The organism is Novosphingobium sp. DS6-6 (assembly GCF_057784975.1).
Genome location: NZ_JBYNTS010000004.1, coordinates 288420 through 314412 on the forward strand (window position 1 = coordinate 288420; position 25993 = coordinate 314412).

General features: G+C 65.7%; 19 protein-coding genes and 1 pseudogene. 11 read left to right on the forward strand and 9 right to left on the reverse strand.

The window, feature by feature from the left end; genetic code table 11:
- Positions 1–80 precede the first annotated feature (80 nt).
- Positions 81–866 carry an MJ0042-type zinc finger domain-containing protein gene (locus tag AC3EDY_RS07230; RefSeq protein ID WP_488571803.1) on the reverse strand — a complete coding sequence of 262 codons (786 nt, stop codon included), beginning with the start codon at positions 864–866 and terminating at the stop codon, positions 81–83.
- A gap of 208 nt (positions 867–1074) precedes the next feature.
- Between AC3EDY_RS07230 and ftsE the strand changes: the two genes are divergently transcribed.
- From ftsE to thiD, 6 genes are read left to right on the forward strand one after another with little or no spacing between them, the layout of a single operon-like run.
- On the forward strand, positions 1075–1839 hold the full coding sequence (ftsE, locus tag AC3EDY_RS07235; RefSeq protein WP_488571804.1) for a cell division ATP-binding protein FtsE: 765 nt from the start codon (positions 1075–1077) through the stop codon (positions 1837–1839).
- Positions 1836–2780, forward strand: coding sequence for a cell division protein FtsX (locus AC3EDY_RS07240; protein WP_488571805.1), 945 nt, complete (start codon positions 1836–1838; stop codon positions 2778–2780). Before ftsE ends, AC3EDY_RS07240 begins: the two co-directional genes overlap by 4 nt.
- 43 nt (positions 2781–2823) lie before the next feature.
- On the forward strand, positions 2824–3375 hold the full coding sequence (locus tag AC3EDY_RS07245; RefSeq protein ID WP_488571806.1) for a YdcF family protein: 552 nt from the start codon (positions 2824–2826) through the stop codon (positions 3373–3375).
- A 7-nt stretch (positions 3376–3382) separates the two neighbouring features.
- Positions 3383–4111 carry a lysophospholipid acyltransferase family protein gene (locus AC3EDY_RS07250; RefSeq protein WP_488571807.1) on the forward strand — a complete coding sequence of 243 codons (729 nt, stop codon included), beginning with the start codon at positions 3383–3385 and terminating at the stop codon, positions 4109–4111.
- Positions 4108–5376: an NRAMP family divalent metal transporter gene (locus AC3EDY_RS07255; protein ID WP_488571808.1), complete on the forward strand. Its 1269-nt coding sequence runs from the start codon at positions 4108–4110 to the stop codon at positions 5374–5376. Before AC3EDY_RS07250 ends, AC3EDY_RS07255 begins: the two co-directional genes overlap by 4 nt.
- A 10-nt stretch (positions 5377–5386) precedes the next feature.
- Positions 5387–6181, forward strand: a complete 795-nt coding sequence (gene thiD / locus AC3EDY_RS07260; RefSeq protein WP_488571809.1) for a bifunctional hydroxymethylpyrimidine kinase/phosphomethylpyrimidine kinase — start codon at positions 5387–5389, stop codon at positions 6179–6181.
- Here the strand turns inward: thiD and AC3EDY_RS07265 are convergent.
- The 8 genes from AC3EDY_RS07265 to AC3EDY_RS07300 all read right to left on the reverse strand — a co-directional run bounded on the left by AC3EDY_RS07265 (position 6151) and on the right by AC3EDY_RS07300 (position 19448).
- Positions 6151–7041, reverse strand: a complete 891-nt coding sequence (locus AC3EDY_RS07265; RefSeq protein WP_488571810.1) for an LOG family protein — start codon at positions 7039–7041, stop codon at positions 6151–6153. The two genes, thiD and AC3EDY_RS07265, sit on opposite strands and share 31 nt — an antisense overlap.
- A gap of 60 nt (positions 7042–7101) precedes the next feature.
- Positions 7102–8142 carry a family 8 glycosyl hydrolase gene (locus tag AC3EDY_RS07270; RefSeq protein ID WP_488571811.1) on the reverse strand — a complete coding sequence of 347 codons (1041 nt, stop codon included), beginning with the start codon at positions 8140–8142 and terminating at the stop codon, positions 7102–7104.
- Positions 8132–8599, reverse strand: coding sequence for a cellulose biosynthesis protein BcsD (gene bcsD, locus AC3EDY_RS07275; RefSeq protein WP_488571812.1), 468 nt, complete (start codon positions 8597–8599; stop codon positions 8132–8134). Before bcsD ends, AC3EDY_RS07270 begins: the two co-directional genes overlap by 11 nt.
- Positions 8596–12231 (reverse strand): cellulose biosynthesis protein BcsC, encoded by a 3636-nt coding sequence (locus tag AC3EDY_RS07280; protein ID WP_488571813.1) that lies wholly within the window; start codon positions 12229–12231, stop codon positions 8596–8598. Before AC3EDY_RS07280 ends, bcsD begins: the two co-directional genes overlap by 4 nt.
- A gap of 1 nt (position 12232) precedes the next feature.
- Complete coding sequence (gene bcsA / locus AC3EDY_RS07285; protein WP_488571832.1) at positions 12233–16693, reverse strand: UDP-forming cellulose synthase catalytic subunit; 4461 nt, start codon at positions 16691–16693, stop codon at positions 12233–12235.
- Positions 16693–17457, reverse strand: a complete 765-nt coding sequence (locus tag AC3EDY_RS07290; protein WP_488571814.1) for a cellulose synthase operon protein YhjQ/BcsQ — start codon at positions 17455–17457, stop codon at positions 16693–16695. Before AC3EDY_RS07290 ends, bcsA begins: the two co-directional genes overlap by 1 nt.
- Positions 17457–17831: a hypothetical protein gene (locus AC3EDY_RS07295; protein WP_488571815.1), complete on the reverse strand. Its 375-nt coding sequence runs from the start codon at positions 17829–17831 to the stop codon at positions 17457–17459. Before AC3EDY_RS07295 ends, AC3EDY_RS07290 begins: the two co-directional genes overlap by 1 nt.
- A gap of 207 nt (positions 17832–18038) precedes the next feature.
- Positions 18039–19448 carry a helix-turn-helix domain-containing protein gene (locus AC3EDY_RS07300; protein ID WP_488571816.1) on the reverse strand — a complete coding sequence of 470 codons (1410 nt, stop codon included), beginning with the start codon at positions 19446–19448 and terminating at the stop codon, positions 18039–18041.
- A gap of 134 nt (positions 19449–19582) precedes the next feature.
- On the opposite strand from AC3EDY_RS07300, the gene AC3EDY_RS07305 reads away from it, so the two are divergent.
- From AC3EDY_RS07305 to AC3EDY_RS07325, 5 genes and pseudogenes are all read left to right on the forward strand, one after another.
- Positions 19583–21109, forward strand: coding sequence for an acyl-CoA carboxylase subunit beta (locus AC3EDY_RS07305; protein WP_488571817.1), 1527 nt, complete (start codon positions 19583–19585; stop codon positions 21107–21109).
- A gap of 25 nt (positions 21110–21134) precedes the next feature.
- Entirely contained in the window at positions 21135–21572 is a 438-nt protein-coding gene (gene mce / locus AC3EDY_RS07310) for a methylmalonyl-CoA epimerase (protein ID WP_488571833.1), read from the forward strand.
- Positions 21559–23751, forward strand: a complete 2193-nt coding sequence (scpA, locus tag AC3EDY_RS07315) for a methylmalonyl-CoA mutase (RefSeq protein WP_488571818.1) — start codon at positions 21559–21561, stop codon at positions 23749–23751. Before mce ends, scpA begins: the two co-directional genes overlap by 14 nt.
- Before the next feature lie 17 nt (positions 23752–23768).
- Positions 23769–25790 carry an ATP-binding protein gene (locus tag AC3EDY_RS07320; protein ID WP_488571819.1) on the forward strand — a complete coding sequence of 674 codons (2022 nt, stop codon included), beginning with the start codon at positions 23769–23771 and terminating at the stop codon, positions 25788–25790.
- Positions 25791–25873: 83 nt separating this feature from the next.
- Positions 25874–25993: pseudogene (locus AC3EDY_RS07325) on the forward strand (electron transfer flavoprotein subunit beta/FixA family protein); the annotation flags it as partial.

Sequence of the window (25993 nt, forward strand, 5' to 3'; positions counted from 1 at the left end):
CTAGCAGGGGTTTGGGGGGTCCGCAACAGGGCGGCGGTACTTTTTTACGCCGTCGCAGCGGGCGCGGGCGCGGCGGGGATTCAGTCGGGCTTCCAGCCGATCTCGGCGAACCTGGCGTTCCTGGGAACATCGGTCACGGCTTCGTTCACCGTCACGCTTTCGCCCGGCCGCAGCTTGTCCTTGGGCGGCGCGACGTTCCAGGTGTAGACGACGCGGTTTTGCGCATCGCGCAGCACGATGAGGATCGGCGGCACGTCGCGCAGATCCTTGCCCACATTGGTCACCGTGCCGCTGGCGCCGAAATACTCGGTGCCGTTGGACAAGGTACGCCGGTCCTGCCGCGCCGGTGGGAACGAGAGCACCAGATCGCGCGGCCCGCCGGCGAACGTGGGGCGACTGACGGGCAGCCAGTCGGGTAGCCCGAGCCACGATACCAGGCCGATCATGGTTGCCACCGCAAGCGCGAAGGTCACCCCGCCGGCCGTCCACAGCCGCGCGGGATTACGACGCGGGCGGAACGGCGGCTGATGTTCGAAGCTCGATACCGGGGAAGCGAAATCCGCTGGCGCCGCCATCGCAGAGACGGGTTCACCGCGCGGCGGCAGCGGCGCGGGAGCGGGTGGCACCCTGGGCGATGGCGCCGGTGGCGGCGCAGGCTCGGGCGGCTGCGGCGCCGGAGCATCGGCGATGGTGGCAGCAGGCGGTTCGGGCGGAAACGCCGATGCCTCGGCACGGGGGGGCAGTTCGGGTCCGGCCTGGAACCAGCTGTGCCGGCACTTGGCACAGCGCACCGTGCGGCCGTCCACGCCGATCGCACTGTCGGGAACGACATAGCGCGTCGCACAGGCGGGACAGGCGATGATCATGCCGATGGTCTAAGCATGGCTGACGGGGCCGAAACAATAGGCCGGGCTCAAGCAAATCGCCCATGCGCCCTTTTTTCCACATGCATTGACGCGCATCGCCGCTATTGTCATGCCGCTGTCCACAGAACACGGGCAAACGGCCCCGCACCGAGACGGTACGAAGGCACGCGCACGACCAACCACGCGAACGGGGCTCGAACTTCCTTCCATGAACCAGTCCGCCGCCGAAATCGTCCAGTTCGACAATGTCGGGCTGCGGTATGGCGCCGGCCGTGAAGTGCTGGCCGACGTCTCGTTCACGCTTTATCCGGGCTGCTTCTATTTCCTGACGGGCGCCAGCGGCGCGGGCAAGACCAGCCTGCTCAAGCTGCTCTATCTGGCGCAACGCCCTTCGCGCGGGATGATCCGCATGTTCGGCACTGACGCCATCACGCTCCCGCGCGAGCGTCTGCCCGGGTTCAGGCGCCGCATCGGCGTGGTGTTTCAAGACTTTCGCCTGGTCCCGCACCTTTCGGCCTGGGACAACGTCGCCCTGCCGCTGCGCGTTGCCGGGCAAAGCGAAAGGGATATCGCCAAGCCCGTTTCCGACATGCTGGAATGGGTCGGGCTGGGCGACCGGTTCCAGGCCCGCCCCGCCACTCTTTCCGGCGGGGAGCAGCAGCGCGTGGCCATTGCCCGCGCCGTCATTGCCCGGCCCGACATCCTGGTGGCGGACGAGCCGACCGGCAACGTCGACCCGGAAATGGCGATCAAGCTGTTGCGCCTGTTCGAAAGCCTCAACCGCCTTGGGACCACCGTAGTCGTGGCGACGCACGATCTGCATCTGATCCGCAAAGTGCCGGATTCGCTGATCATGCGGCTGGACAAGGGCAAGCTGGCCGATCCCACCGGCGCCTTGCGCTATCCGCCGCGGCGGCAGTTCGACACGGGCGAGGCCACGGCGGGCCTGCCTGGTGGAGCACGGCTGCCATGAAGCGGCCTGCCGTCAAACAGATGGCCGCCGCCCTCCCCCGCACTTTGCGCGCACTGGGCGGCGAGGGCGAATCCCGGCTCTTGCCCGAAGCGCGCCTGTCGGGCCCCATGCCCTGGGTGATCGCGATCATGATCGCCCTGACAGTGGTGGCCGCGGCGAGCGCCCTTGCGCTGCGCCATGCCGCCCAGGCCGCCAGCGCCGATCTGGAAGGCGGGGTGACGGTGCAGATCGTTTCGGCCGCGCCGGCCGCGCGGCAGCGCCAAGTCAAGGCCGCACTCGGGGTGCTGGACAATGCGCCGGGCGTGGCGCACGCAGCGGCCGTGCCGCAAGACCAGCTCAATGCCCTGGTCGAACCCTGGCTGGGCGTGCGGGCGGGCGATGATCTTGACGATCTGCCGATTCCCGCGCTGATCGACGTGCGCCTGACAGGCACGGCAACGCCCGCCCGGCTCGATGCCCTGCGCGCGGCGATCGTGGCCCGGGCACCGGCGGCGCGGGTGGATGCGCAGTCAAGCTGGCTGGCGCCGGTGTTTCGCGCGATCGGCGCGCTGCAATGGGCTGCGGGCGGCCTTATCGCCCTGTTTGCCTTCGCCACGGTTTCGGCGGTGTTGCTGGCCGCACGCAATGCGCTGGGAACGCACCGCGAAACGATCGAGATCGTGCACATGCTGGGCGCCACCGACGTGCAGATCGCCCGCGTCTTCCAGCGCTCGATGGCCACGGACGCGGCGATGGGCGGTGTGGTGGGCCTTGTGGCGGGCGTGGTGACCGTGCTGGGTCTGGGGCGGCAGTTTTCCGCATTGGGATCGGGCATGGTGGCGCAAGGTTCGCTGGCCTGGACCGACTGGATGGTGCTGGCCGCCATTCCGATCGCCGGGGTCCTGCTGGTAATGGTGACAGCGCGCCTTACCGTGCTTGCTGCGCTGCGGCGCATGGTATGATAGCGGCTTTCGCCATGCCAGCTTCGACCGGAACGCCAAAGCCATGAGAAAGCCGCCGGGCCTTTTCCGTCGATTGAGCGCCACGATGGTGCTGCTGTGGGCTCTTGGCTTCCTGTGGTTCGCCTGGTTGCTGCCGCAGCCCGCGCCCGATACCACCCATACCGACGGCATTGTGGTGCTGACCGGGGGTGGCGGACGCATTCCGCGCGCGCTGGCGATATTGCAGGCCGGCAAAGCGCGCACGCTTCTGGTCAGCGGCGTCGACCGTCAGGTGCGCCCCGCGGAATTCGCCGCGGAATACAACGTGCGGCGTGCCCAGCTCGCTTGCTGCATCACGCTGGGCTTCGATTCGGTGGATACGCGGTCCAACGCGCGTGAAGCAACCGACTGGATGGCGCGGCACAGGATCCGTTCGGTACGGCTGGTCACCACCGACTGGCACATGCGCCGTGCGACGTTCGATGTCTGGGTGGTGGCGCCCCGCGGGCTGGTAATCGTGCGGGACGCCGTTCCGTCGCGGCCGAGCCTGAAAATTCTGTTCCTTGAATACAACAAGCTGCTGGCCCGCATCCTGGCGTGGCTGGCGGGATGGTGACATTATCGTGGACGAACGCTCTCCTACCCCCGGGGAAATCGCGCGCAGCCTGCTTTTCTATGCCATGTTCTATGGCAGCACGATCATTCTGCTGCTGATCCAGGCGGCGTTGCTGCCGCTGGCGCCGCGCAGCGTTTTTGCCGTTGTCCAGGCGTGGACCGCGCTGCACCGCGCCCTGGTGCGCCATGTTCTGGGGATCACGATCGAAGTGGAAGGTGTCTGGCCGCGCGAAGGCGTTCTCTATGCCTTTCGCCACGAAAGCTTTTTCGAGGCAATCGATTTGCCGCAACTGCTGCATCGCCCCTGCGTGTTCGCCAAGACGGAATTGATCCGCATCCCGGTGTGGGGCCGCGCCGGGCTGACCTATGGCCTGATCGAGGTCGAGCGCGAGGCGGGCGCGAAAACCCTGCGCAAGATGCTGAGCGAGGCGCGCGCGCGGATTGCCCAGGGCCGCCCCCTGGTGATCTTTCCCGAAGGCACCCGCGTGCCGGCTGGCCAGCGCTATCCGCTGCAATCGGGTTTTGCCGGGCTTTACAAGCTGCTGGCCCTGCCGGTGGTGCCCGTCGCGGTCCACAGCGGCGCGCTCTATCATCGTCGGTGGAAACGGCGCGGCACGATCCGTTATGTGATCGGCACGATCATTCCCGCCGGCTTGCCCCGCGCAGAGATGGAGGCACGCGTGCTGGACGCTTTCGGCACGGGTAAAGTTGCGCCCGCGCCCGGCCCGCGACCATGACCGATGCCGCGCCCGAAAAGGACGAGAACCGCGGCTTCCTTGCCGCCCTGGGGCCAGGGCTGATCACCGGGGCGGCCGACGATGATCCCAGCGGCATCGGCACCTATAGCCAGGTGGGCGCGCAATTCGGTTTTTCCCTGTCGTGGGCCATGGTCTTTTCGTTTCCGCTGCTGGCGGCCATCCAGGCGATCTGCGCCCGCATCGGCGCCACCACCGGGCGCGGCATTGCCGCCAACTTGCGGCGGCACTATCCGGCATGGCTGTTGCGCAGCATCGTGGCGCTGCTGCTGGTCGCCAATGTCATCAACCTGGGCGCAGACCTGGGCGCCATGGCGGCTGCGTTGCATCTCCTGCTGCCCGGCCCGGTGCTGCTCTATACTGTCGGCTTTGCCTTGCTGAGCGTCACGGCCGAGGTCTTCGTGCCCTATGCCCGCTATGCCAGCGTGCTCAAATGGACGACGCTTTCCCTGTTCGCCTATATCGCCGTGCTGGGCGCGACGCCGGTGAACTGGGGTGCCGTGCTGCATGGCATGGCCGTGCCGGCGTTCCGGCTGGATCGGGATCACGCCATGGGCCTGGTGGCCTTGCTTGGCACCACGATCAGCCCCTATCTGTTTTTCTGGCAGGCTGGGCAGGAAGTGGAGGAACAGCGCCGCCGGCGTTTGCGGCCGCTGTTCATGGCGCCGCGCCGCGCCGGGCCGGAATTGCGCCGCATCGATACCGATACGCTGGTCGGCATGGGTTTTTCCAACCTGACCGCGCAAGCCATCGTCATCGCCACGGCCGTGACGCTGCACGCACATGGCGTGTTCGACATCACTTCGGCCGATCAGGCGGCCATGGCCTTGCGCCCGTTCGCCGGCGATTTCGCCTTCGCCCTTTTCGCCCTGGGGATTATCGGCACCGGGCTGCTGGCCGTGCCCGTGCTGGCCGGATCGGCAGCCTATGCGGTAAGCGAAGCCTTGCGCTGGAACGAAGGGCTGGACCGCGCGCCGCGCGAAGCCCGCGCGTTTTACGCCGCCATCGCCCTTGCCACGTTTGCAGGCCTGAGCCTCGATTTCCTGAACATCAACCCGATGCGCGCGCTCTATTGGACGGCGGTGATCAACGGGCTGCTGGCGCCGCCGCTGATGGTGGTGACCATGTTGATCGCCCGCAATCCGCGGGCGATGGGCCATCTGGTGATTTCCCGCCCGCTGGCGGCGTTGGGCTGGCTGGCCACTGCGGCAATGACCGCGGTGGGCATCCTGTTCCTGCTGGCTTGAGGAACGGCCGATGAGCGCCCGCCCACCGCGCATCCTTTCCATCGCCGGCTCGGATTCCGGCGGCGGCGCGGGCATCCAGGCCGATATCAAGACCATCACGATGCTGGGCGGCTTTGCCATGACCGCGATCTGCGCGCTGACCGCGCAGAACACTTTGGGCGTGACAGCGGTGGCGCTGGCCGACCCGGCGATGGTGGCAGCCCAGATCGATGCATGCATCGGCGATATCGGCGTCGACGCTGTCAAGATCGGCATGCTGGGATCACCCGCGATTGCGGCGGTCGTGGCCGACCGATTGCAAGGCCTTGGCGTGCCGGTGGTGTTCGATCCGGTGATGATCGCCACCAGCGGCGCGGCGCTGGCCGATGCCGAAACGATCGCCGCGTTCGAACGGCTGATGGCGCTTGCCACGCTGACCACGCCCAACGTGCCCGAACTGGCTGCGCTTGGCGGGGACGCGGCAATGGCGCGACGTGGCATCGCCTATCTGGCCAAGGGCGGCGATGCCGATGGGCCGCTGGTGGAGGATCGCCTGATCGTGCCGGGCCGGCTGCCGCGCCTGTGGCAATCCCCGCGCATCGTCACGCGCCACAGCCACGGCACCGGCTGCACGCTATCGAGCGCGATCGCTACTCATCTGGGGCGCGGCGCCGCTCTTGAACAGGCGGTGGAACAGGCGCGAATGTTCGTGCGCGCCGCCCTGCTGGCCGCGCCCGGCCTTGGCGCCGGGCACGGCCCAATGGGGCATCATGCGGTCAGGAACCTGAGCGGCGATCAGGCGTCCGGGCCTGGCTCCAGTTCATAGAACCGGACGATCTCGGCCCAGGCTTCTTCGGCGGTTTCAACGGGCTTGAACAGGTTGAGATCCTCGAAATTGATCACGCCCTCTTCGGCAATGGCCCGAAAGTTGACGACTTTGCTCCAGTAATCGCCCCCGAACAGCAGCACCGGGATCGGCTTCATCTTGCCGGTCTGGATCAGCGTCAGCAATTCGAAGAATTCGTCGAACGTGCCAAAGCCGCCAGGGAAGACCGCGACCGCGCGCGCGCGCATCAGGAAATGCATTTTACGCAGCGCGAAATAATGGAACTGGAACGACAGGTGCGGGGTCACATAGGGATTGGGCGCCTGTTCGTGCGGCAGGACGATGTTGAGCCCGATCGAATCGGCGCCCACATCCACCGCGCCGCGATTGGCCGCTTCCATGATCGAGGGGCCGCCGCCCGAGCAGACCACAAACTGACGCTTGCCTTCCTCGACCACGCCGCAGGTGGAGGCATAGCGGGCAAGCTTGCGAGCTTCTTCGTAATACTTCGATTTGGCAACCAGGCGTTCGATCACCGCCTTGCGTTCGGGCGTGGTGGCGGTGGCAAGGGCGGCCTCGGCGGCTTCGGGCGCGGGGATGCGCGCCGACCCGTAGATCACCAGGGTTGAGCCGATATCGGCCTCTTCCAGCAGCATTTCGGCCTTGAGCAGTTCCAGCTGGAAGCGCACGGGGCGCAGTTCCTCGCGCAGGAGGAAGTCAGTATCGCCAAAAGCGAGGCGATAGGCCGGGTCCTGTTGCTGGGGTGTGGTCTTGGGGTGGCTTTGCGCGAACCCGGCTTCCTGCTCGGCCTTGTAGAACTTACGATTGACGAGCTGGCGGTTGATTTCTTCATCGGTCATCCGCGGCAAAGTGGGCTCGCCGGTTCCGCTTGGCAAGCCCATCCGCAATTGTTTCAAATGTTACGTCAATGACTCGACCAGCATTTGCAGCGCGGCGCCATAGTATTCCTGCGCCAGGCCGAGAGGCGGGCGCGTACCGATCAGCCTGGCCGCAATCGCCGCGCCGCCGTTGGAAATGGCATAGGGCGCGCGCTGGCCGGTATCGAGATCGATCCACGCCGGAATCGGCTGGCCCTGGGCCAGGCACTGCCGCCAGAAATCGGCAACCGGCTTGGCCAGGCTGGCGCGCTTGTCAGCCAGGGCATAGAGCGGCACGCGAATGGCATCGAAGCCGAAACGCGGATCGCGCCCCGGCGCCGGCGCGAATTGATTGGGGCCGGCCACTTCCACCCAGTCGGCCGGCAAGCCGAACTGGCCGAACCGCGACTGGGCAACGATCGTGGTGGCATCGTCCGCCAGTGCCTGCCACACGCCCGGCCCGTCCCACTGGGCAAAGCTGCGAAAGGCCGGCCAGATGAAATAGGACGGATTGACGATGACCCGGCCGTTGTCCTGAAATCCCTCAAGCCCCGGCAACAGCAGCTTCATGCCGAAACGATCGACCACCAGGCGTTGCCGGATGGCACGGCGGATCGCATCCGATCGCGCGCGCCACGCCGGCACTTGCCAGCGCTTTGCCGCACGGGCCAGCGCCCAGGCGATCAGGATATCGCCATCGGTGGCATTGTTGCGATCGGGCACGTGATCCGGGCCGGCGGGATCGTACTTCCACGCGTGCAACGCGACATCACTGCGCAGCAGGTTTTCGCTGGTCCACTCCGCGATCCGTTCGAACGCGGGCCTGTCGCCCACGTCCAGCGCCAGGACCAGGCCATAGCTCTGCCCCTCGCTGTGGCTGATGCCGCCGTTCTGCGGATCGACGATCCGGCCCGACGGATCGAGAAAGCGCGCCTTGAACGTTTCCCATTTGCCGTTGTCGGTCATTGCCTGGCTCTTGCGGCCCGGGGCGCAGGCCGCCGTCAAGGCCACCATCAGCCCGAAGCCGAACCCGCGCCGATCGACGCCGCCATCGGCAATTCCGTGCGCAGGCTCAGCGTCCATGCCGGATTTCAAGCATCGGTCCTTTCCATTCCGCAGTGGTGGCAAGCGCGTGGCTGCTGCCCATCATCCGGAACCAGCTATCATACGTGCCTTCCATCAAGGCCGGCAGCAGGTCTTTCCACGGTTCGGCGATTTCCGCATCGGTTTCGGGATAGAGCCCTTCATGGCGCACGACCAGCGCACTGTCTTCCACGGTCACCACCGCGCTGCCCCAGCCGAGCGAAGCCCACAGCGCGTTGATGCGCGCGGTCATCGTGCCCAGGTCTTCGACATCGTCAAGCGGAACGACGGCGGCCATGCGGCGGCCCACCGCGGCATAGAAGCCGTGGCTCTGGTCCGGGGTGGCGGCCATGGCCAGTTCGCGGGCGATCATCGCCACCAGAAAACTGGCGCCGGCCGGAGGGCTTGCCCGGAACGCGCCGGACACGCGCGGCGTTTTCGGTTCCTCGAACATCATTTGGTTGCTCCCAGGCTTTGGCGTATGCCGATGGTCGAGCGAAGCTCTTCATAGCTGCCAAAGGTATTGTAACTGGCCTCGCCGCCGATGCGGGTGGAAGGGCTGACCTGATAATAGAGCGAACCCTCGGCCGTAAGCGCAAAGCCGGTCTTGCTGAGACTGTCATAGCGGGCCCGCACGTCGCTGTTCTGCGACTTCAGCGTATCGAGCGTTGCCTGGCGCGCCGCGTCGGTGGGATAAAGCGCAACCTCGTTCTCGTTGTAGCTCTGATAACCCGGCGTAAAGGCCGCGCGCGCGCTCAGCTTGTCCTTGTCCAGACTGTAGCGGATGGGGAAGCTGACCGAAAGGAAGCTTTGCGGGCTGAAATAGCCGCCATGCCCATAGGTGAAATAGTTCTGCGTGTTGTCGTAAGACTGGTAGTTGACGTTGATCCCGCTGGTGAGCGCCGAATGCTCGCCGCGATAGACGCGCAGATAGCCGCCCGCGTTGGCTTCGACGCTCCGGTTGTTGCTCACGTTGATCCCGCGATAGCGGTTGAGCGCCACCGTGCCATAAGCGCCGCTGCCGTTGCGATCGACCGAAAGGCCGCCCCCCACGCCTTCGCGCATCACGTGGCCCCAGGTCATCCCGGTGACGGGATCGCGCGTGCCGGCATAGGAAATCACACTGTCGGTCACCGGGCGGCGCTCCACCCAGGCCTGGGCCTGCGCTCCGTTGCCCAGCCCGGGCGTGACCCCGGCACGGAACGAAACGCGGGTTTTCCCCATGCCGATCGGCGTGGTGCCGACATCGGCATGCACCACGCCGCTGTCATAGCCGACGGTCAAGCCCACGCCCGAACGATGCTGGGTATCGGCCTGGGCGAGCGCGGACGCTCTCTCGTCGACGATGGCCTGTGCCTCTTCGGTGGCATTCGTGCCGAAGCGGGCAAGGCCCGATCCGGTGGGCCGGCCAGCATCGATCACGACCGCTTCGACCCGCGCCCGGACCCGGCCGCCTGCCAGCCCCGTGGAAATCTCGGCCGATCCGCGCAGGTCGCTCAATTGCGACAGGCCGGTCTCGCCCTTGCGCTCGCGATAGGACGTGGCCAGATCGATGCGCGGGCCGCTTTCGCGCGTAAGCTGGGCGATGTCGCCCGAAATCTTGGCCATCACCGGGTCAATCGGCCCGCCGGTGGCAAGCGGAGCGGCCGCATCGCCGAACGGGGACGCAGGCTGCGGCGCCGGCGCGGTGCCGAACGGCGATCCGCCATAAGCCGGGGCGGGCAGCGCACCCCCCGCGCTATAGCCGCCCGGTGCTGAATAAGCATTCGGCGCGGCGTAACCATTGGGCGCGGCATAGGGCGCCTGGCCGGGATTGGCATAGCCACCCTGGCCTCCGTCCATCACCGATCGCGCGATGCCGCCCTGCCCGGCGGGGGCGGGATAGGCCTGAGGGTTGCCATAGGCCGGCGCGCCATAGCTGGCTGGGGCGGCATAGGCGGACGGCGCGGCGAAATTGGCCATCGGCATCACTTGCGCACTGGGCAGCCGGGTGCCGTTGCCGAGCGCGAAGGGATTGACCTGTTGCTGGGCCTGCATCGCCGGCTGATCGCGGAACGGATTGCCACTGGCACTGCCCATCGGATCGGCCGCAAAGGGATTGCCGCCGAACGCATCGATGCCATTGCTGCCGCTTTGCCGCGCATAGAGCGCGCGCGCTTCCTTGAGCAGGCGCACCGCGGCGGCGCGATCGCCGCGCGCCTGCGCCACCTGGGCCAGAGTCAGGCGCACCTGATAATCCTGGGGGAACGCCTGGAGAGCACGCGTCGCAGCGCTTTGCGACAAATCCTTGTCGCCCGCGGCCTGGGCGGTCTGCGCCAGGCCCAGCAAGGCATCGCGGTTGCGCCCGTCACGCGTCAGAACGATCTGGAACGTCTGCGCCGCGCGGGCGGCCATCCCGCCCGATTGATAGAGCCGGGCCAGCGCAGCCAGGATTTCCAGATTGTCGGGCGCGGAACCCCAGGCGCCGCGCAGCACGTCGAACGCCTGTGCATACTGGCCGCTGAGCCGCAGGCGATCGGCCTGGCCGACGGCCAGCCCGGCCGACATGCGCGCCAGCGTGCGCTGGCCTTCGGGCGAGGTGTTGCCAAGCGCCGCCGCCTTTTGCAGGGCGGCGCGCGCCAGATCGTCGCGCCCGGTCTTGGCCAGCACGCGCACGACCGCATCATAGCCATCGAGATCGGCAATGTCCCCGCTCATCGCCGCCTGGGCATATTGCGCGGCGCCTGCGCCATCGCCCAGATCGAACAGGGCACTGGCAATCGCGGCGCGCCTTGCCGCGGGCAGCGTCTTGATCGCGCCCAATTGGCGCAGCGCAGACACGGCCTGTTCGCGCTGGCCGCTTCCGGCCATCGCCTTGGCACGCTCGATGGCGCTGTCGGTTTTCACGCCAAGCGCGAAGTTGCGCATCGCCGGGGTGCGCTGCGTTTCGGGAATGCGGTCGATCAGCGCTTCGGCCGCAGCTTTGCGGCCAAGATCGGAATCGATCAGCGCGGCGGCATAGAGCGCGTCGGGATCGCTCGACTGAGTCAGTGTTCCGATCAGCGATTCCGCCTCGATGCTGCGCCCATGGCGCACGAGGAAACGGGCAAATTCATAGCGGATCCACGGATCGTTCTGATCCAGCATCAGCCCGCCCTGAAATTCCTGTTCGGCGGTGAGATCGTCCCCGCGTGCAAGCGCCGCGAGAGCGCGGCCGCGCGCGGCGCGGCTCTGCAGGCGCTGATCGGTCTGGACGCCGCCCCGCGCATCGGCGCTTTCGGCCGCCTGGCGATAGAAATCGGCCGCATCGGCAAAGCGACCCTGACGTTCATAGATATCGGCCAGCAGTTCCAGCGCCGGCCCCGGCTGGGCGAAGCCCGACCGCACCAGCGCTTCTGCCGCGGCCTGGGCCTGATCGGTCTGTCCACGCGCCATCAGGGTGCGTGCCTCGTCCATGCCGGCATAGAACCGGGCAGCGGCCAGGGCCTCGGCCCAGCGGCCTGGATTGGGCTGGCGGGACGCCTGCTCAAGCAGGTCGCGCGCTTCGCCGAAACGGCTTTGCCGCAGACGCACGATGCCAAGGCCGCCCAGTGCATCGCCATCATTGCGATTGACGCCCAGCGCCTTTTGAAAGCGGCTGGCCGCCGCGTCCAGGTTGTTGTCGTCCAGCGCATCGAAGCCGGCCATGCGCTGCCGCCCGGCCGCATCGGCGGGGCGAAGGCGTGGCGCGGCCGCCGGGGCCGGCGCACTTTGCGCCACTTGCGGAGCCGGCCGGGGTGCTGGCCGTGGTTGCGGCCTGCGCTGGCCCTGGGACTGGGGCTGGGGCTGGGGCTGGGCTTTGGGCGCGGCGGCCACTCTGGCCGCCGGGGCCGGGGCAGCGCCAGACAACGCACGGCGCGCTTCGGCGTTGCCGGGGTCGAGTGCCAAGGCACGGCGCAGCGCCTGCTCGGCCAGATCCTGACGCCCCTTGGCTTTCCAGTATAGCCCCTGTGCGATCAGAGCCTTGACCCCGGGCACTTCGGCAAATGCCACCTGCGGCAGCGCTGCGGAGGCCGCCGTGGCCAGAAGAACGGCAACGGCGGCATGTCGGGAACTGAAGGGCGCGGACATATCATTCATCCTTGGCACCCAGGCGCAGGCGGGCCTGGCGGCGGAAATAGACATAGATCGGGCCGGTAAGCCCCAGTGCCAGGATGAGCGTACCGACCGCCATGAGCAAGGGGCGTTGACTGAACCAGAACGCAACTTTCATCCAGATCGGCAGACTGCCGACCCAATAGGTTGAACCAATGGCAAAACTTGCCATGCCATCACCGGTGATAACCGAAAGATCGCCCTGAATCTGCGCGTTGATCTTGGCGTCGGCCATGCCATCGACCAGCGGCGGCAGATCGGCGGCATCATCGGCCACCAGCGCCACCACGGTGCGATCGGAGGCATAGGGCGACTGGAAGCTGACGATCCCGGCAAACCCCCGCGCCGCGTGGATCATCGGCTCGACATCGGCCTCGTTGGTCAAGCCGCGATCGGAAAAGAGCGAGGTGACATATTGCAGCGGGCTTTTCTGCGCCACTTTCAGGCTGCGGCCATCCCAGTGCAGCGGGGCATTGGCAAAGACCTGCCCTGCCCCGGCAATGGCCGAACTGCCTATCACCAGAATGTCCTGTGTGGCCAGGCGATCGGGATCGATGCCCTGGGCGACGGTGACCCCGGTGGGAGGCGTCCCCGTGCTGTCGCCAAAACGGCCCATCAGGTTGAGGAACGCCTGCACCGACGCGGGCGTCGGATTGCGGCTCATCAGCACGGTCGTCTCGCCCAGGTCGGGGCGGATTGTAAACGGATAACCGGCGCCGGCAAACGTGGCCAGATCGGGCATTTCGAGCGCGTGATAGGCGTGGCTCAAGTCGATGGTGGAACTGGGATCAATCGCCACGCGCACGTTGTCGGGCAGCGTGCCGGTGCACTTCTGCTTGTCGGCCAGGATCAGATTGTAATCGAAAACCAGGTCGTTCTGCCCGAACAGGTTATAGCGCGGCAGCGTGAGGCTGGCCGATCCGTCAAAGCTCTTGGCACCTTTCGCGCCGAACCAGTCGCTCCACCAGCTGCCCGCCAGGGGCAGGGTCTTGAGGAACTGGCTGTTGATCGAGATGTCGAGGCGCGAGGCCTTGCGGTCCATCCACTTGGCCAGGGGATAACGATAGACCAGATTGAGCGTGCCGCCCTGGCGCGGCCAGAAGAACAGATCGGGCGCGACGCGGAAACGCGCAGTGAGCGGGCCTGGGGGCAGGCCGATGCCCTGCAGCGCATAGGGCTCCATGATTTCGCCCAGCTTGACCGCGTGATCGGTGGTGATCCAGCGCGGCGCGCCATAGCGCGGATAGATCGGCACGCGGGCGCCGTCGAAATTCATCCTGGCCCCGCCGAACACGCCGCGCCCCGATGAAACGGCGGCGGCGGCCACGCGCAGTTCGCCATCGTCGCGCCCCATGATCACCAGCACCGTGCCATAGGGATCGCGCGGATTGCGCACCACCGCGGCCGATGCGCCGGTTACCGGCATATCGATCCCGGGCAGGCTCTGCCCCGATTTCAGAAAGGCGATGGCGTTGCCCATGGGCATCTGGCCATAAAGCGGCTGGAACGAAAAGCCGCGATAACTGGCCATGCTGCCCAGCCAGCCGGCCATGGCCGCCGCTGCCTCGAGTTCTCCCTTGCGGGGCTGACCGGCAAAAACGAATGGCATCCTGAGCGTGGTATTGATGGCACGATCGAAAAACGGGCCGGGCAGGCGCGAAAGATCGGGCGCGTTGGGCAGCGCCTGGGTGGTGATGTCGAGCCACGAGCGGGTGTTGCTGACATTGGCCCACAGCACCGAGTTGAACGGATCTTCGCAATCGCGGGCATAATGGCCGATCAGGCGCAGGTTGAGCTGGTTGTCCCCAGGCAGGAACAGTGCGGGGTTGATCGGCAGGGTCAGCACCTGGCCGCCCGAATCCTGCGGGCGCAACGGCACGATCTGCACCACCTCGCCGTTCACCAGCACGACCAGTTGCGAAAGATCGCCCAGCAGGGCCGGCGACCACGCCAGTTGCAGCGTGATCGACGCATCGGTGACCACCGCGTTCTTGCGCACCCCGAACGGAATCGAAATTTCGCCGCGCGTGCTCTGAAGCCGCACGGCGTTCTTGATCCGCAAATCCTTGAGCGTCAGCCGCTCGTGCGAGATGCCCCCGCCTCCGCTCCCGCCCACTGTCGCCGCGGGCGGCGCGGCAGCGGGCGCGGCCTGCGCCTGCTGCGGCGTGAAAAATCCGGCACTGGCGGAAAAGGCCAGGAACAAGGCTGCGGCAGCCGCCATGGCCGAGCGCTTCTTGCGCTTTTGCTCCTTGGCGGCCAGCCTGGCTTCGGCATGGGCCTTTTCCTCGGCCAGGCGCGCGGCGGCCTTGGCCGCTTCGGCCGCGCGGCGCTGCTCTTCCCTGGCAGCCTTGCGCTCGCTGCGGTTGAGCATAAGCATGCGCTTGATCGTCAAGGCATTGACCACCAGAATATCCCTCAGCGAACGCAGACCAGTCACGCTCTCCGGCGGCGCAGCGCGCTGCCAGGCGTCCGCCCGTCCCATAACGGCACGAACAAGCCTACGCTGGCCCAGTGTGTCAAGGGTATGATAGCGGACATAGGCGCGGTCACCCGTGCGCCGCACGGTTTCCACCGGCACGGCGAGCCGATCATCGCCCATCGCCAGCACGATATCCGTGACCGTGGCATCGCCCACCGGCAATTCGGCCGGAAGCGCGATCGCGGCCCCGCCCATCGAGATGTCGATCGTGGTGCCATCGACCACATGACCCGATGAAAAATGAACAGCGACAGGCAGTTCCGCGGTCACCCGGATCGTTTGACGGGCTTGGCGGGTTTCCCGCGCCACCGAAACGGCGGCTGTCAGGATGATGAGGCTGAAGGCCGCCCAGGCCACGTTCAGCACAAGCGTATCGAGCTGCACGTTGAACAGGTGCTGGAAGAACACGCGCTTGCCGATCGCCAGCACGATGCCGAACACGATCAGGGCCATGCAGATCAGGTGCGGCTTGACGATGGCCCAGTCGAAAAACGTGCGGTCGAGCAGATCGCCCTTGTCCGTCACGTTGAACTTGCCCTTGCGCGGCTTGAACCAAGTCATCACCGTCGGCGCCACGAGGTGGAACGCCAGGATCGTTTCATAGACCTCGCCCCAGAACGGCCGGCGTTCGCCCGCCTGCGAGCGTTCGGCGGTAACTTGCGAGCAGAACAGGTGCGGCGCGGCATAGGCGAAGATCAGCGAGGCGGACGCCGCGATGATGTTCTGCCCGAAGATCAGATAGGCGAGCGGGCTGGTGAGGAAGCAGATGCGCGGCAGCGGAAACTGGAAGTGCAGCATCGCATTGAGATAGCAAAGCCGTTGCTGCCACGTGAGGCCAGGACCCATCAGCGGGTTCTCGATGCGCAGGATCTGCGTCATGCCGCGCGCCCAGCGAATGCGCTGGCCAATGTGCAGCACCAGGCGTTCGGTAGCCAAGCCGGCCGAAAGGCGGGTGCTGATATAGGCCGTGGACCAGCCGGTGCGTTGCAGCTTGAGCGCGGTATGCGCGTCTTCGGTCACGGTCTCGCCGGCAAAGCCGTTGGTTTCCATCAGCGCTTCGCGGCGGATGACCGCGCACGAGCCGCAGAAGAACGTGGCGTTCCACAAGTCGTTGCCGCCCTGCACCGGGCCGTAGAACAGGTCACCTTCGCCCGGCATGTTCTTGGCGGTGGCCAGATTGCGCTGCACTGGATCGGGCGAATAGAAGAAGTGCGGCGTCTGCATCAGCGCCAGCTTTTCCTCTTTCTGGAAATAGGCCACCGTCAATTGCAGGAAAGCGCGCGTGGGCACGTGGTCGCAATCGAAGATCGCGATCAGTTCGCCTTCGGTCTTTTTCATCGCGGCGTTGAGATTGCCGGCCTTGGCGTGCAGGTTGTTGTCACGGGTGATGTAGCCGCAGCCGGCCTCGCGGGCAAAGGCGCGGAATTCGGGGCGGCGGCCGTCATCCAGGATGAACACCTTGAAGCGGTCGTGCGGGTAATCCATGTCCATCGCCGCGAACACGGTGTTGCGGACGATATCCAGGCTCTCGTTATAGGTCGGGATATAGACGTCTACCGTCGGCCAGGTGTCGGGCTCGCCCTCGATTTCGACCACGGGGCGCTCCAGTGGCCAGATGGTCTGCAGAAAGCCCAGGATAAGCAGCACCCAGGCATAGAGTTCCGCCAGGTAGAGGCCGGTGCCGAACAGGAATTCCAGCGGCGTGCCGAACGACAGCGTCTGCGTGGTGCGCCAGAAGATGTAGCGGGTCGAAGTGATGATGGCGAGGATGCCGATCGCCAGCGAACCCTTGCGCTCCTTCCACCGCGACAGCACCATCATGCCCACGATCGTGCCGCCCGCGAGCATCCACTGCTGCTTGAGATCGAGCGGCACGCCGATCACCACCAGCGCCGTCAGCGCCAGCAGGACGAACATGCCCAGGCGCAGGATCTGCGCCGGATTGCGAACCAGGGCCATCATGCCGCGCGGTTCTTTCCGGAACGGGGGGTTGAGGCTGCATCATCGTCGAACAGCTCGATATCGAGGTCTTCCTCCACCAGATCGTCGAGAAGCCCGGCAACCTTTTCGCCCAGCGCGATGGTATCGGCCAATGCGCCGCTGTGCGGGGCATAACGGCCCAGGGGCTGCAGCATGGCGCCCGCTTCGATCACCGCTTCGTCGCGGCGCACCTGGCCCAGCAGGCGATCGCCCAGCAGTTCCCGCAGGAAGCCCACGGAATGGCGGGCAAAGCGGCGGGTATCCTCGACCTGGCTCACCACGAACCAGGTCTTGGCAAAGCCCGCGTCGGTGATCGAGGGCAGCGTCATCAGGCATTCGGCGGTTGCCGTCAGCGGGCAGATCTCCAGCGTCGCATAGGGGAGCAGCAGATCGCGCAGATGCTGATCGGCGCTGGCGATGTCGGCCACGAACAGCGATTCTCCGCCAAACCCGATCTCACCCTGGGCCAGCGCTTCGGCAAAATCGGGCTGGCGCGCCATGGCCGCCACGCTGCGCAGCGCCACGCCCTGGACAGACGCGCTCGCTGCCTCGTCGGCCGGTGCATCGAACGCGGGCAGCGCTTCTCCCGGGCCGATCCCGAAATGCAGTTGCAGCGTGCCGTTCTGCGCGAAATCCAGCGCCGTCACATCGCGGCCGGCGCGCGAGAGGGCGATGGCGGCGGTTGCGGCCAGGAACGAGGTGCCCGTGCCGCCCCGCGGACTGTGGAACAGGACAAGAGCCATCAGGCGTCTCCCTTCTCGACGGCGTCGGACAGCCGCTGCAGCAGCGAGCGGATGTTCTGCGCGCGTTCGGGGCGGCCATAGCGACCGAACAGGCTGGGCGCCGGGTCGGCTTCCTGCGGCTTGGCCGGAGCGACCGGGGAGGCAACCACCGGGGTAGGACGTGGCTGGGCTTTCAGCGCCGGCTGGCGCAGGCTGTCGCCCGGCTCGGCCGCTTCGATCGCTGCCACGTCTTCCTGCGGCATGATGCGCGGGTCCCGCAGCAGCGCTTCGAAAATGGGCCAGCTTTCGAGATCGGCAAAGCGATCGACGAATTCCCGGTATCGGAAATCGCTTTTGCCCAGCCGCTCCAACAAGACCCTGGCATCTGCCCGCATAACTCAAACCCCCGCGTAATCTCCCTGGTAGATGTTGCAGACAATGGTTAACAAATGCCTTCCCGCGATCGGACCCGACCGATAAAGTGCCTGCGTTTTCGGGCTTTTGCGATAGACCGTTTATTTTTGCGGTCCCTGTGCGAGGCTGAAAATGCACAGGTGCGCGTTAACGGAGAACGAGCCCTGCCCCGATTCGGGACAGCCTCATTACCCGGTAACGATACGATAAGGCACGCGGTCGCGCTGCAAGGGATCGACGGCGATCGGGCGATCGCTGGGCGGAAAGGCGCGCTGGTCGCAGGTATCGCGCGGGCAGGTGCGGCACGAGGCGCCGATGCGCGCCACCGCGTCGTCGCTCGCCAGATTGAGACCGTCGGCATAGACGAACTCGCTGGCCAGCGATGCCTCGCATCCCAAGGCGACGGCATAACGGCGCGACGGGCGATAGTAGGAGCCCGACGGCTTGACCAGCCCCTTGGCGATCGACACGTAGCGGACGCCATCGGGCATTTCGGCCAGTTGCACGTGGATGCGATCGGGAATGGCCACGGCTTCGTGCACGATCCACAGCGGACAGGCGCCGCCATAGCGGCCGAACTGCAATCGCGTGGCCGAATGGCGCTTGGTCACGTTGCCGGCCATGTCTACCCGGCAGAAGAACACCGGGACGCCGCGTGCCTGCGGGCGTTGCAAGGTCGACAGGCGATGGCACACCTGCTCGAAACTGGTGTGAAACGGCTGGCGCAGCAGATCGACATCGTGGCGGAACGCGCGGGCCGCCTGGGCAAAGGCGCGGTATGGCATGGTCAGCGCGCCCGCGGCATAATTGCCCAGCCCCACGGCCAGCAGATGTCGCGCCGCTTCGCTGCGCAGAGGCGCGCTCGCCACGATCTCGGCAATGGCGTCGGCAAGGGCAATGGCGCAAACCTGGTAGGCCAGCTGGAACCGGCTGGATTCGGGCGGCTGGGTGGAATCGAGCGTGAGCACCCGGGTCCGCCCGTCATAGCGCCGCACCGGGCCACCGCTGCGCCAGACCAACGACACGCCCTCGCCCGCCAGCCATTGCTGCATCTGGGCGATGTCCGGCGAGGCGCCGCCCTGGCCGATCCGCGCCGCCAGATCCTCTGCCCCGCGATCGAGCGCATCGACATAGTTGTTGGCATGATGGAACCAGTCGCGCACTTCCTCCCACGGCAGGCGTCCACCCGCCGCCAGGCTGGCGCCGATCGTTTCGTCCATCATGTCCAGCCGCTGGCGGGTCTGCGTATAGAGCCCGTGCAATTGCACCACCTGGCGCGCCAGATCGGGAAATTGGCGGGCCAGCCGCTCCACCTGCTCGCCCGGCGGGCTGGCCGAAAGGTGCGGATCGGCAAGCGCACCGCGCAGCGCTTCGGCCAGATCGTCGGCCGCGGGTGGCGAGAGATCTGCCCAATCGACCGGAAACGCCGCCATCAGCGCGTCGGTCAGCGCCGGCGTGAGCGGTCGCTCGTCGTTTTCCAGCTGCGAGAGATAACTGGCGCTGATGCCCAGTGCCGCCGCCATCTCCGCCTGGCGCAGCGCACGGCGCTGGCGCAGCGCGCGCAAAGGTTGGCCGGCGAAGAGAGGACGGCGTGCCATGATGGGTTGGCGCTATCATTCGTCGTGCTGTTTGCAAAGCGGCGCTTCGCAACTTTGCAGATTAACATTGGACAGGTCCCCCGGGCTGCGGCATCGCGGGTGGAATTCTGCAAACTTGCAAAGCGAGAGATGCCATGTCAGCCAACATTGCCGAGATGGAGCGCCGCCGCGCCGCCGCACGCCTGGGCGGAGGCCAGCGCCGGATCGATGCACAGCATGCCAAGGGCAAGCTGACCGCGCGCGAGCGGCTGGACATTCTGCTCGATGAAGACAGCTTCGAAGAAATCGACGCTTATGTCGAACACAACTGCGTCGATTTCGGCATGCCGGCCACCACCGTTCCCGGCGATGGCGTGGTTACCGGATCAGGCACGATCAACGGCCGCCTGGTCTTCGTGTTCAGCCAGGATTTCACCGTTTTCGGCGGCGCGGTTTCCGAACGCCACGCGATGAAGATCTGCAAGATCATGGACATGGCCATGAAAGTGGGCGCTCCGGTGATCGGCCTCAACGATTCGGGCGGGGCACGCATCCAGGAAGGCGTGGCCTCGCTGGGCGGCTATGCCGAGATTTTCCAGCGCAACGTGCTCGCTTCGGGCGTGGTGCCGCAGCTTTCGCTGATCATGGGGCCTTGCGCGGGTGGCGCCGTCTATTCCCCGGCGATGACCGACTTCATTTTCATGGTGAAGGATTCGAGCTACATGTTCGTCACCGGGCCCGACGTGGTCAAGACGGTGACCAACGAGATCGTCACTCAGGAGGAACTGGGCGGCGCGGTGACGCACTCCACCAAGACGTCGGTTGCCGATCTGGCCCTGGAAAACGATATCGAAGCGCTGCTGGCCGCCCGCGAATTCTTCGATTACCTGCCGCTGACCAACCGCAGCGGCGTACCCGAACGCCCGACGTCGGACCCGTGGGACCGATTCGACGAAAGCCTCGACACCCTTGTGCCCGCGTCGGCGAACCAGCCCTATGACATGCACGAAGTCATCGCCAAGGTGGTGGACGAAGGCGAGTTCTTCGAAATCCAGGGCGCCCATGCAGCAAATATCATCTGCGGCTTCGGCCGGATCGAAGGGCGGACCATCGGCGTGGTCGCCAACCAGCCGCTGGTGCTGGCCGGCGTGCTCGACATCAATTCTTCGAAGAAAGCCGCGCGTTTCGTAAGGTTCTGCGACGCGTTCGACATTCCGATCGTCACGTTCGTCGATGTGCCGGGGTTCCTGCCCGGAACAGCGCAAGAGCATAACGGTATCATCAAGCACGGCGCCAAGCTGCTTTTCGCCTATGGCGAAGCGACCGTGCCCAAGATCACCGTGATCACCCGCAAGGCCTATGGCGGCGCTTACGACGTGATGGCCTCCAAGCATCTGCGCGGCGATCTCAATTATGCCTGGCCGACTGCCGAAATCGCGGTCATGGGCGCCAAAGGCGCGGTGGAGATCATTTTCCGCGGCCTTGGCCCCGAAGAAATCGCCGCCCGCACCAAGGAATACGAAGACCGGTTCGCCAATCCCTTCGTGGCGGCCAGCAAGGGCTTCATCGACGAAGTGATTCATCCGCATTCGACCCGGCGCAGAATTGCTCTGGGCCTACGCAAGCTGCGCGGCAAGCAACTCGATAATCCGTGGAAAAAGCACGACAACATTCCGCTGTAGGAAGGGCACATCCATGAAGCTGGCCATGAAACTTGGTCGTTTGAACCATGTCGGCGTGGCGGTGCCCTCGATGGAGGACGCCATCGCCTATTACCGCGAGGTGATGGGCGCCACGCTTGTCACCACGCCGTTCGACATGCCCGAGCAAGGCGTGAAAGTGGCGTTCGTCAACACACCGGGCGAGGCCGGCACCAGCGGCACGCAGATCGAATTGATCGAGCCTTTGGGCAAGACCAGCCCGATCGCCGCTTTCCTTGCCAAGAACCCGGCCGGCGGCCAGCACCATTTGTGCTACGAAGTCGACGATATCGCCGCCGCGCGCGACTGGTTCACCGCGCAGGGCAAGCGCATTCTCGGCCCCACCCGCATCGGCGCCCACGGCACACCGATCTTTTTCCTTCATCCGAAGGATATGCTGGGCCAGTTGACGGAAATCATGGAGACGCCCCGTGGCAAGCATTGAAGACTGGGCGGCCCTTGCGGCCAAGGAAGTCAAAGGCAAGGACCTGACCTGGCACACCCCCGAAGGCATTGCCGTCAAGCCGCTTTACACCGCCGAAGACGTGACCGCCGCGATGGAGGCCAATCTGGGCCTGCCCGGGTTTGCCCCGTTCACGCGCGGCGTGCGCGCCAGCATGTATGCCGGCCGGCCCTGGACGATCCGACAGTACGCGGGCTTTTCCACAGCCGAAGAATCCAACGCCTTCTATCGCCGCAATCTGGCCGCCGGGCAGAAAGGCCTGTCCGTGGCGTTCGATCTGGCGACCCACCGCGGCTATGACAGCGACCATCCGCGCGTGGTGGGCGACGTGGGCAAGGCAGGCGTGGCGATCGACAGCGTCGAGGACATGAAAATCCTGTTCGACGGCATTCCGCTTGACGAAATGTCGGTCTCGATGACGATGAACGGAGCGGTGATCCCGATCCTGGCGTTCTTCATCGTCGCGGGCGAGGAACAGGGGGTGCCGACCGAAAAACTGGACGGAACCATTCAGAACGACATTCTGAAGGAGTTCATGGTCCGCAACACCTATATCTATCCGCCCGAACCCTCGATGCGGATCATTTCCGACATCTTTGCCTATACCAGTGCGAAGATGCCCAAGTTCAATTCGATTTCCATATCCGGCTATCACATGCAGGAAGCCGGCGCCACGCAGGTTCAGGAACTGGCCTTCACGATCGCCGATGGCATGGAATACGTGAAGTATGGCGTGGCTTCGGGCCTCGACATCGACAAGTTCGCCGGACGGCTGTCGTTCTTCTTTGCTATCGGCATGAACTTTTTCATGGAAGTGGCCAAACTGCGCGCGGCGCGCGTGCTGTGGCATCGCGCCATGACGCAACTGGGCGCGCGCGACGAACGCAGCAAGATGCTGCGCACCCATTGCCAGACATCGGGCGTCAGCCTGCAGGAGCAGGACCCGTACAACAACGTGATCCGCACCACGATCGAGGCCATGGCCGCGATGCTGGGTGGTACGCAGTCGCTTCATACCAATGCACTCGACGAAGCGATCGCCCTGCCCACCGACTTTTCGGCGCGCATTGCCCGCAACACCCAGATCGTGATCCAGGAAGAAACGGGCATGTGCAACGTGGTCGATCCGCTGGGCGGATCGTACTATATCGAAGCGCTGACCGCCCGGCTGGTGGACGAGGCCTGGGCGATCATCGAGCGCGTGGAAGCGGAAGGGGGCATGGCCAAGGCCGTAGCCGCCGGCTGGCCCAAGGCGATGATCGAGCAGGCCGCCGCCGCCCGCCAGGCCCGCGTGGATCGCGGCGAGGACGTGATCGTCGGCGTCAACAAGTACCGGCTGGCGCAGGAAGACCGCATCGAAACGCTCGAAGTGGACAACCACGCGGTACGCGAAGCGCAGATCGCCCGCATCAATCGCGTGCGCGCGGCCCGTGATGAAACCGCCTGCCGGGCCGCGCTTGCCGCCCTGACCGAAGCGGCGCGCAAGGCCGCCGCCGCCGGAACGGCCGGAACGGACACCGAACCCGTCGATGCCTTGCCCGATCTTGCGCACAACCTTCTCGCGCTCGCCGTCGAAGCCGCGCGCCATCGCGCCACGCTGGGCGAGATTTCCGATGCCATGGAAACCGTGTTCGGCCGCCACGGCACGGTGCCCACGCCGGTCAAGGGCGTCTATGGCGCGGCCTATGAAAACGACAGCCGCTACGCCCAGGTGATCGAGGGCGTTGCCGCCGTTACCCGCCGCCTGGGGCGCAAGCCGCGCCTGCTCGTGGCCAAGATGGGTCAGGACGGACACGACCGCGGCGCCAACGTGATCGCGTCGGCTTTTGGCGACATGGGTTTCGACGTGACCAGCGGCCCCTTGTTCCAGACGCCCGAGGAAACCTGCGTTCTGGCGCTTGCCGCCGATGTCGATGCCATCGGCGCCTCCAGCCTGGCCGCCGGGCACAAGACGCTGATCCCTGAATTGATCCAGCGCCTGCGCGAAGCCGGGCGGGGTGACATCAAAGTGGTCGCGGGCGGTGTCATTCCGCCACAAGACTATGATTTTCTGCGTGAAGCCGGGGTTCAGGGCATTTACGGCCCAGGCTCCAACGTGGTGGAATGCGCGGCCGACATGCTGCGTCTTCTGGGACACAACATGCCCCCGCTGGACGCGTGACGGGATCGGAGAGAACGATGTTCAAGAAAATCCTTATCGCCAACCGCGGCGAAATTGCCTGTCGCGTGATCAAGACGGCGCGCCGCATGGGCATTGCCACCGTCGCCGTCTATTCCGATGCCGATGCGCGCGCGCCTTTCGTGCAGATGGCTGATGAAGCCGTGCACATCGGCCCGGCACCTGCCGCGCAATCCTATCTCGTTCCCGAAAAGATCATCGCGGCGTGCAAGGCGACCGGGGCCGAAGCGGTCCATCCCGGGTACGGCTTCCTGTCGGAACGAACCAGCTTTGCCGAAGCGCTGGCGGCGGAAAACATTGCTTTCATTGGCCCGCCGGTGGGCGCCATTGCCGCGATGGGCGACAAGATCGAGTCCAAGAAACTGGCCCGATCCGCCGGGGTCAACGTCGTACCGGGCTTCGTCGGCGAAATCGCCGATACCGAACATGCGGTGCAGATCGCCAACGACATCGGCTATCCGGTGATGATGAAAGCGTCGGCCGGCGGCGGCGGCAAGGGCATGCGCCTGGCCTTTTCGGAAAAGGACGTGCGCGAGGGCTTCGAAAGCGTGAAGCGCGAGGGCCTCAATTCGTTTGGCGACGATCGCGTTTTCATCGAGAAGTTCATCGAGAACCCGCGCCACATCGAAATTCAGATCCTGGGCGATCAGCACGGCAATATCCTTTACCTGAACGAGCGCGAATGCTCGATCCAGCGCCGCCATCAGAAAGTGGTGGAAGAAGCGCCCTCGCCTTTCGTCAGCCCGGAAATGCGCAAAGCCATGGGCGAACAGTGCGTGGCCTTGGCCCGGGCGGTTGGCTATTATTCGGCCGGCACGGTGGAACTCATCGTATCGGGCGCGGACAAGAGCGGAAAGTCCTTCTACTTCCTGGAAATGAACACCCGCCTGCAGGTGGAACATCCCGTCACCGAGGCGATCACCGGGATCGACCTGGTCGAACAGATGATCCGCGTGGCGGCCGGGGAGAAGCTGGCTTTTTCGCAGGACGACATAAGGCTCGATGGCTGGGCCATCGAAAACCGCGTCTATGCCGAAGATCCCTATCGCGGCTTTCTTCCTTCGACCGGGCGCCTGATCCGCTATCGCCCGCCGCTGGCCGGCTGGACCGACGACGGCGCGGGCAATGCGCGGCGCGGGGTGGGCGGCGTGCGGGTCGACGACGGCGTCTATGAAGGCGGCGAAGTCTCGATGTTCTACGATCCGATGATCGCCAAGCTGGTCACTTGGGGCAAGACCCGCGACGAGGCAGCCGATCGGCAACTGGCGGCGCTCGACCGTTTCGAGATCGAAGGCCTTGGCCACAATATCGATTTCGTCAGCGCGATCATGCAGCACCCCCGCTTCCGCTCGGGCGAACTGACCACCGGCTTCATTGCCGAGGAATACCCGGAAGGGTTTCACGGCGCGCCCGCTTCGGCCGATCTGCAACGCGCACTGGCTGGCGTGGCCGCGTTTCTCGCAACCGCCCGCGCCGACCGCGCGCGGCGTGTGGATGGGCAGCTCGGCAAGCGCCTGCGCCCGCCGTCCGAATGGTCGGTCACGCTCGGGAGTCAGGTTTTCGCGGTCGTTCTCGATGGCGACGACGTCACTGTCGATGGCACGCCGCTCGATCTCGCGATGGAATATACGCCCGGTGACAGCCTGGTGGAAGCCGAAGCGAGCGGCCTGGCACTGGGCATCAAGGTCAGGCCGACGCGCAGCGGGTTCCAGCTCACGACCCATGGCGCGGTCCACAATGTGCAAGTGTTGCCGGCACGGCTGGCGCCCTACACCGCGCACATGATCGAAAAGGTACCGCCCGATCTGTCCCGCTTTCTGATTTGCCCTATGCCCGGCCTGCTCGTCGCGCTCCATGTCGGCGAAGGTGACAGCGTGGAGGCCGGCCAGCCCCTGGCAGTGGTCGAAGCGATGAAGATGGAGAACATTCTTCGCGCCGAAAAAAGCGGCAAGGTCAAGCGCGTGCAGGCCAAGGCCGGGGAAAGCCTGGCGGTGGATGCGGTGATCCTCGAGATGGAATGACGCCGGCCGCTCAAACGTGCATTGACGTTTACGTAAGCGGGAATTAGCACGACGGTCAAATCGACATGAAAGGCACGATCGAGATGAAAGCGCTTGTGTGCGTGAAGCGAGTGATCGACTACAACGTGAAGCCGCGTGTGAAGGCGGACGGTACGGGTGTCGAGCTGGCGAATGTGAAGATGAGCATGAACCCGTTTGACGAG

Excerpts from the sequence above, each read along its gene's own strand:
- AC3EDY_RS07300 (WP_488571816.1), bottom strand. The coding sequence starts at position 19,448 with ATGGCACGCCGTCCTCTCTTCGCCGGCCAACCTTTGCGCGCGCTGCGC.
- ftsE (WP_488571804.1), top strand. The coding sequence starts at position 1,075 with ATGAACCAGTCCGCCGCCGAAATCGTCCAGTTCGACAATGTCGGGCTG.
- AC3EDY_RS07290 (WP_488571814.1), bottom strand. The coding sequence starts at position 17,457 with ATGGCTCTTGTCCTGTTCCACAGTCCGCGGGGCGGCACGGGCACCTCG.
- AC3EDY_RS07230 (WP_488571803.1), bottom strand. The coding sequence starts at position 866 with ATGATCATCGCCTGTCCCGCCTGTGCGACGCGCTATGTCGTTCCCGAC.
- bcsD (WP_488571812.1), bottom strand. The coding sequence starts at position 8,599 with ATGATGTTCGAGGAACCGAAAACGCCGCGCGTGTCCGGCGCGTTCCGG.
- AC3EDY_RS07255 (WP_488571808.1), top strand. The coding sequence starts at position 4,108 with ATGACCGATGCCGCGCCCGAAAAGGACGAGAACCGCGGCTTCCTTGCC.
- mce (WP_488571833.1), top strand. The coding sequence starts at position 21,135 with ATGAAACTTGGTCGTTTGAACCATGTCGGCGTGGCGGTGCCCTCGATG.
- thiD (WP_488571809.1), top strand. The coding sequence starts at position 5,387 with ATGAGCGCCCGCCCACCGCGCATCCTTTCCATCGCCGGCTCGGATTCC.
- AC3EDY_RS07280 (WP_488571813.1), bottom strand. The coding sequence starts at position 12,231 with ATGTCCGCGCCCTTCAGTTCCCGACATGCCGCCGTTGCCGTTCTTCTG.
- AC3EDY_RS07240 (WP_488571805.1), top strand. The coding sequence starts at position 1,836 with ATGAAGCGGCCTGCCGTCAAACAGATGGCCGCCGCCCTCCCCCGCACT.
- AC3EDY_RS07270 (WP_488571811.1), bottom strand. The coding sequence starts at position 8,142 with ATGGACGCTGAGCCTGCGCACGGAATTGCCGATGGCGGCGTCGATCGG.
- AC3EDY_RS07265 (WP_488571810.1), bottom strand. The coding sequence starts at position 7,041 with ATGACCGATGAAGAAATCAACCGCCAGCTCGTCAATCGTAAGTTCTAC.
- AC3EDY_RS07245 (WP_488571806.1), top strand. The coding sequence starts at position 2,824 with ATGAGAAAGCCGCCGGGCCTTTTCCGTCGATTGAGCGCCACGATGGTG.
- AC3EDY_RS07295 (WP_488571815.1), bottom strand. The coding sequence starts at position 17,831 with ATGCGGGCAGATGCCAGGGTCTTGTTGGAGCGGCTGGGCAAAAGCGAT.
- AC3EDY_RS07305 (WP_488571817.1), top strand. The coding sequence starts at position 19,583 with ATGTCAGCCAACATTGCCGAGATGGAGCGCCGCCGCGCCGCCGCACGC.
- AC3EDY_RS07320 (WP_488571819.1), top strand. The coding sequence starts at position 23,769 with ATGTTCAAGAAAATCCTTATCGCCAACCGCGGCGAAATTGCCTGTCGC.
- bcsA (WP_488571832.1), bottom strand. The coding sequence starts at position 16,693 with ATGGCCCTGGTTCGCAATCCGGCGCAGATCCTGCGCCTGGGCATGTTC.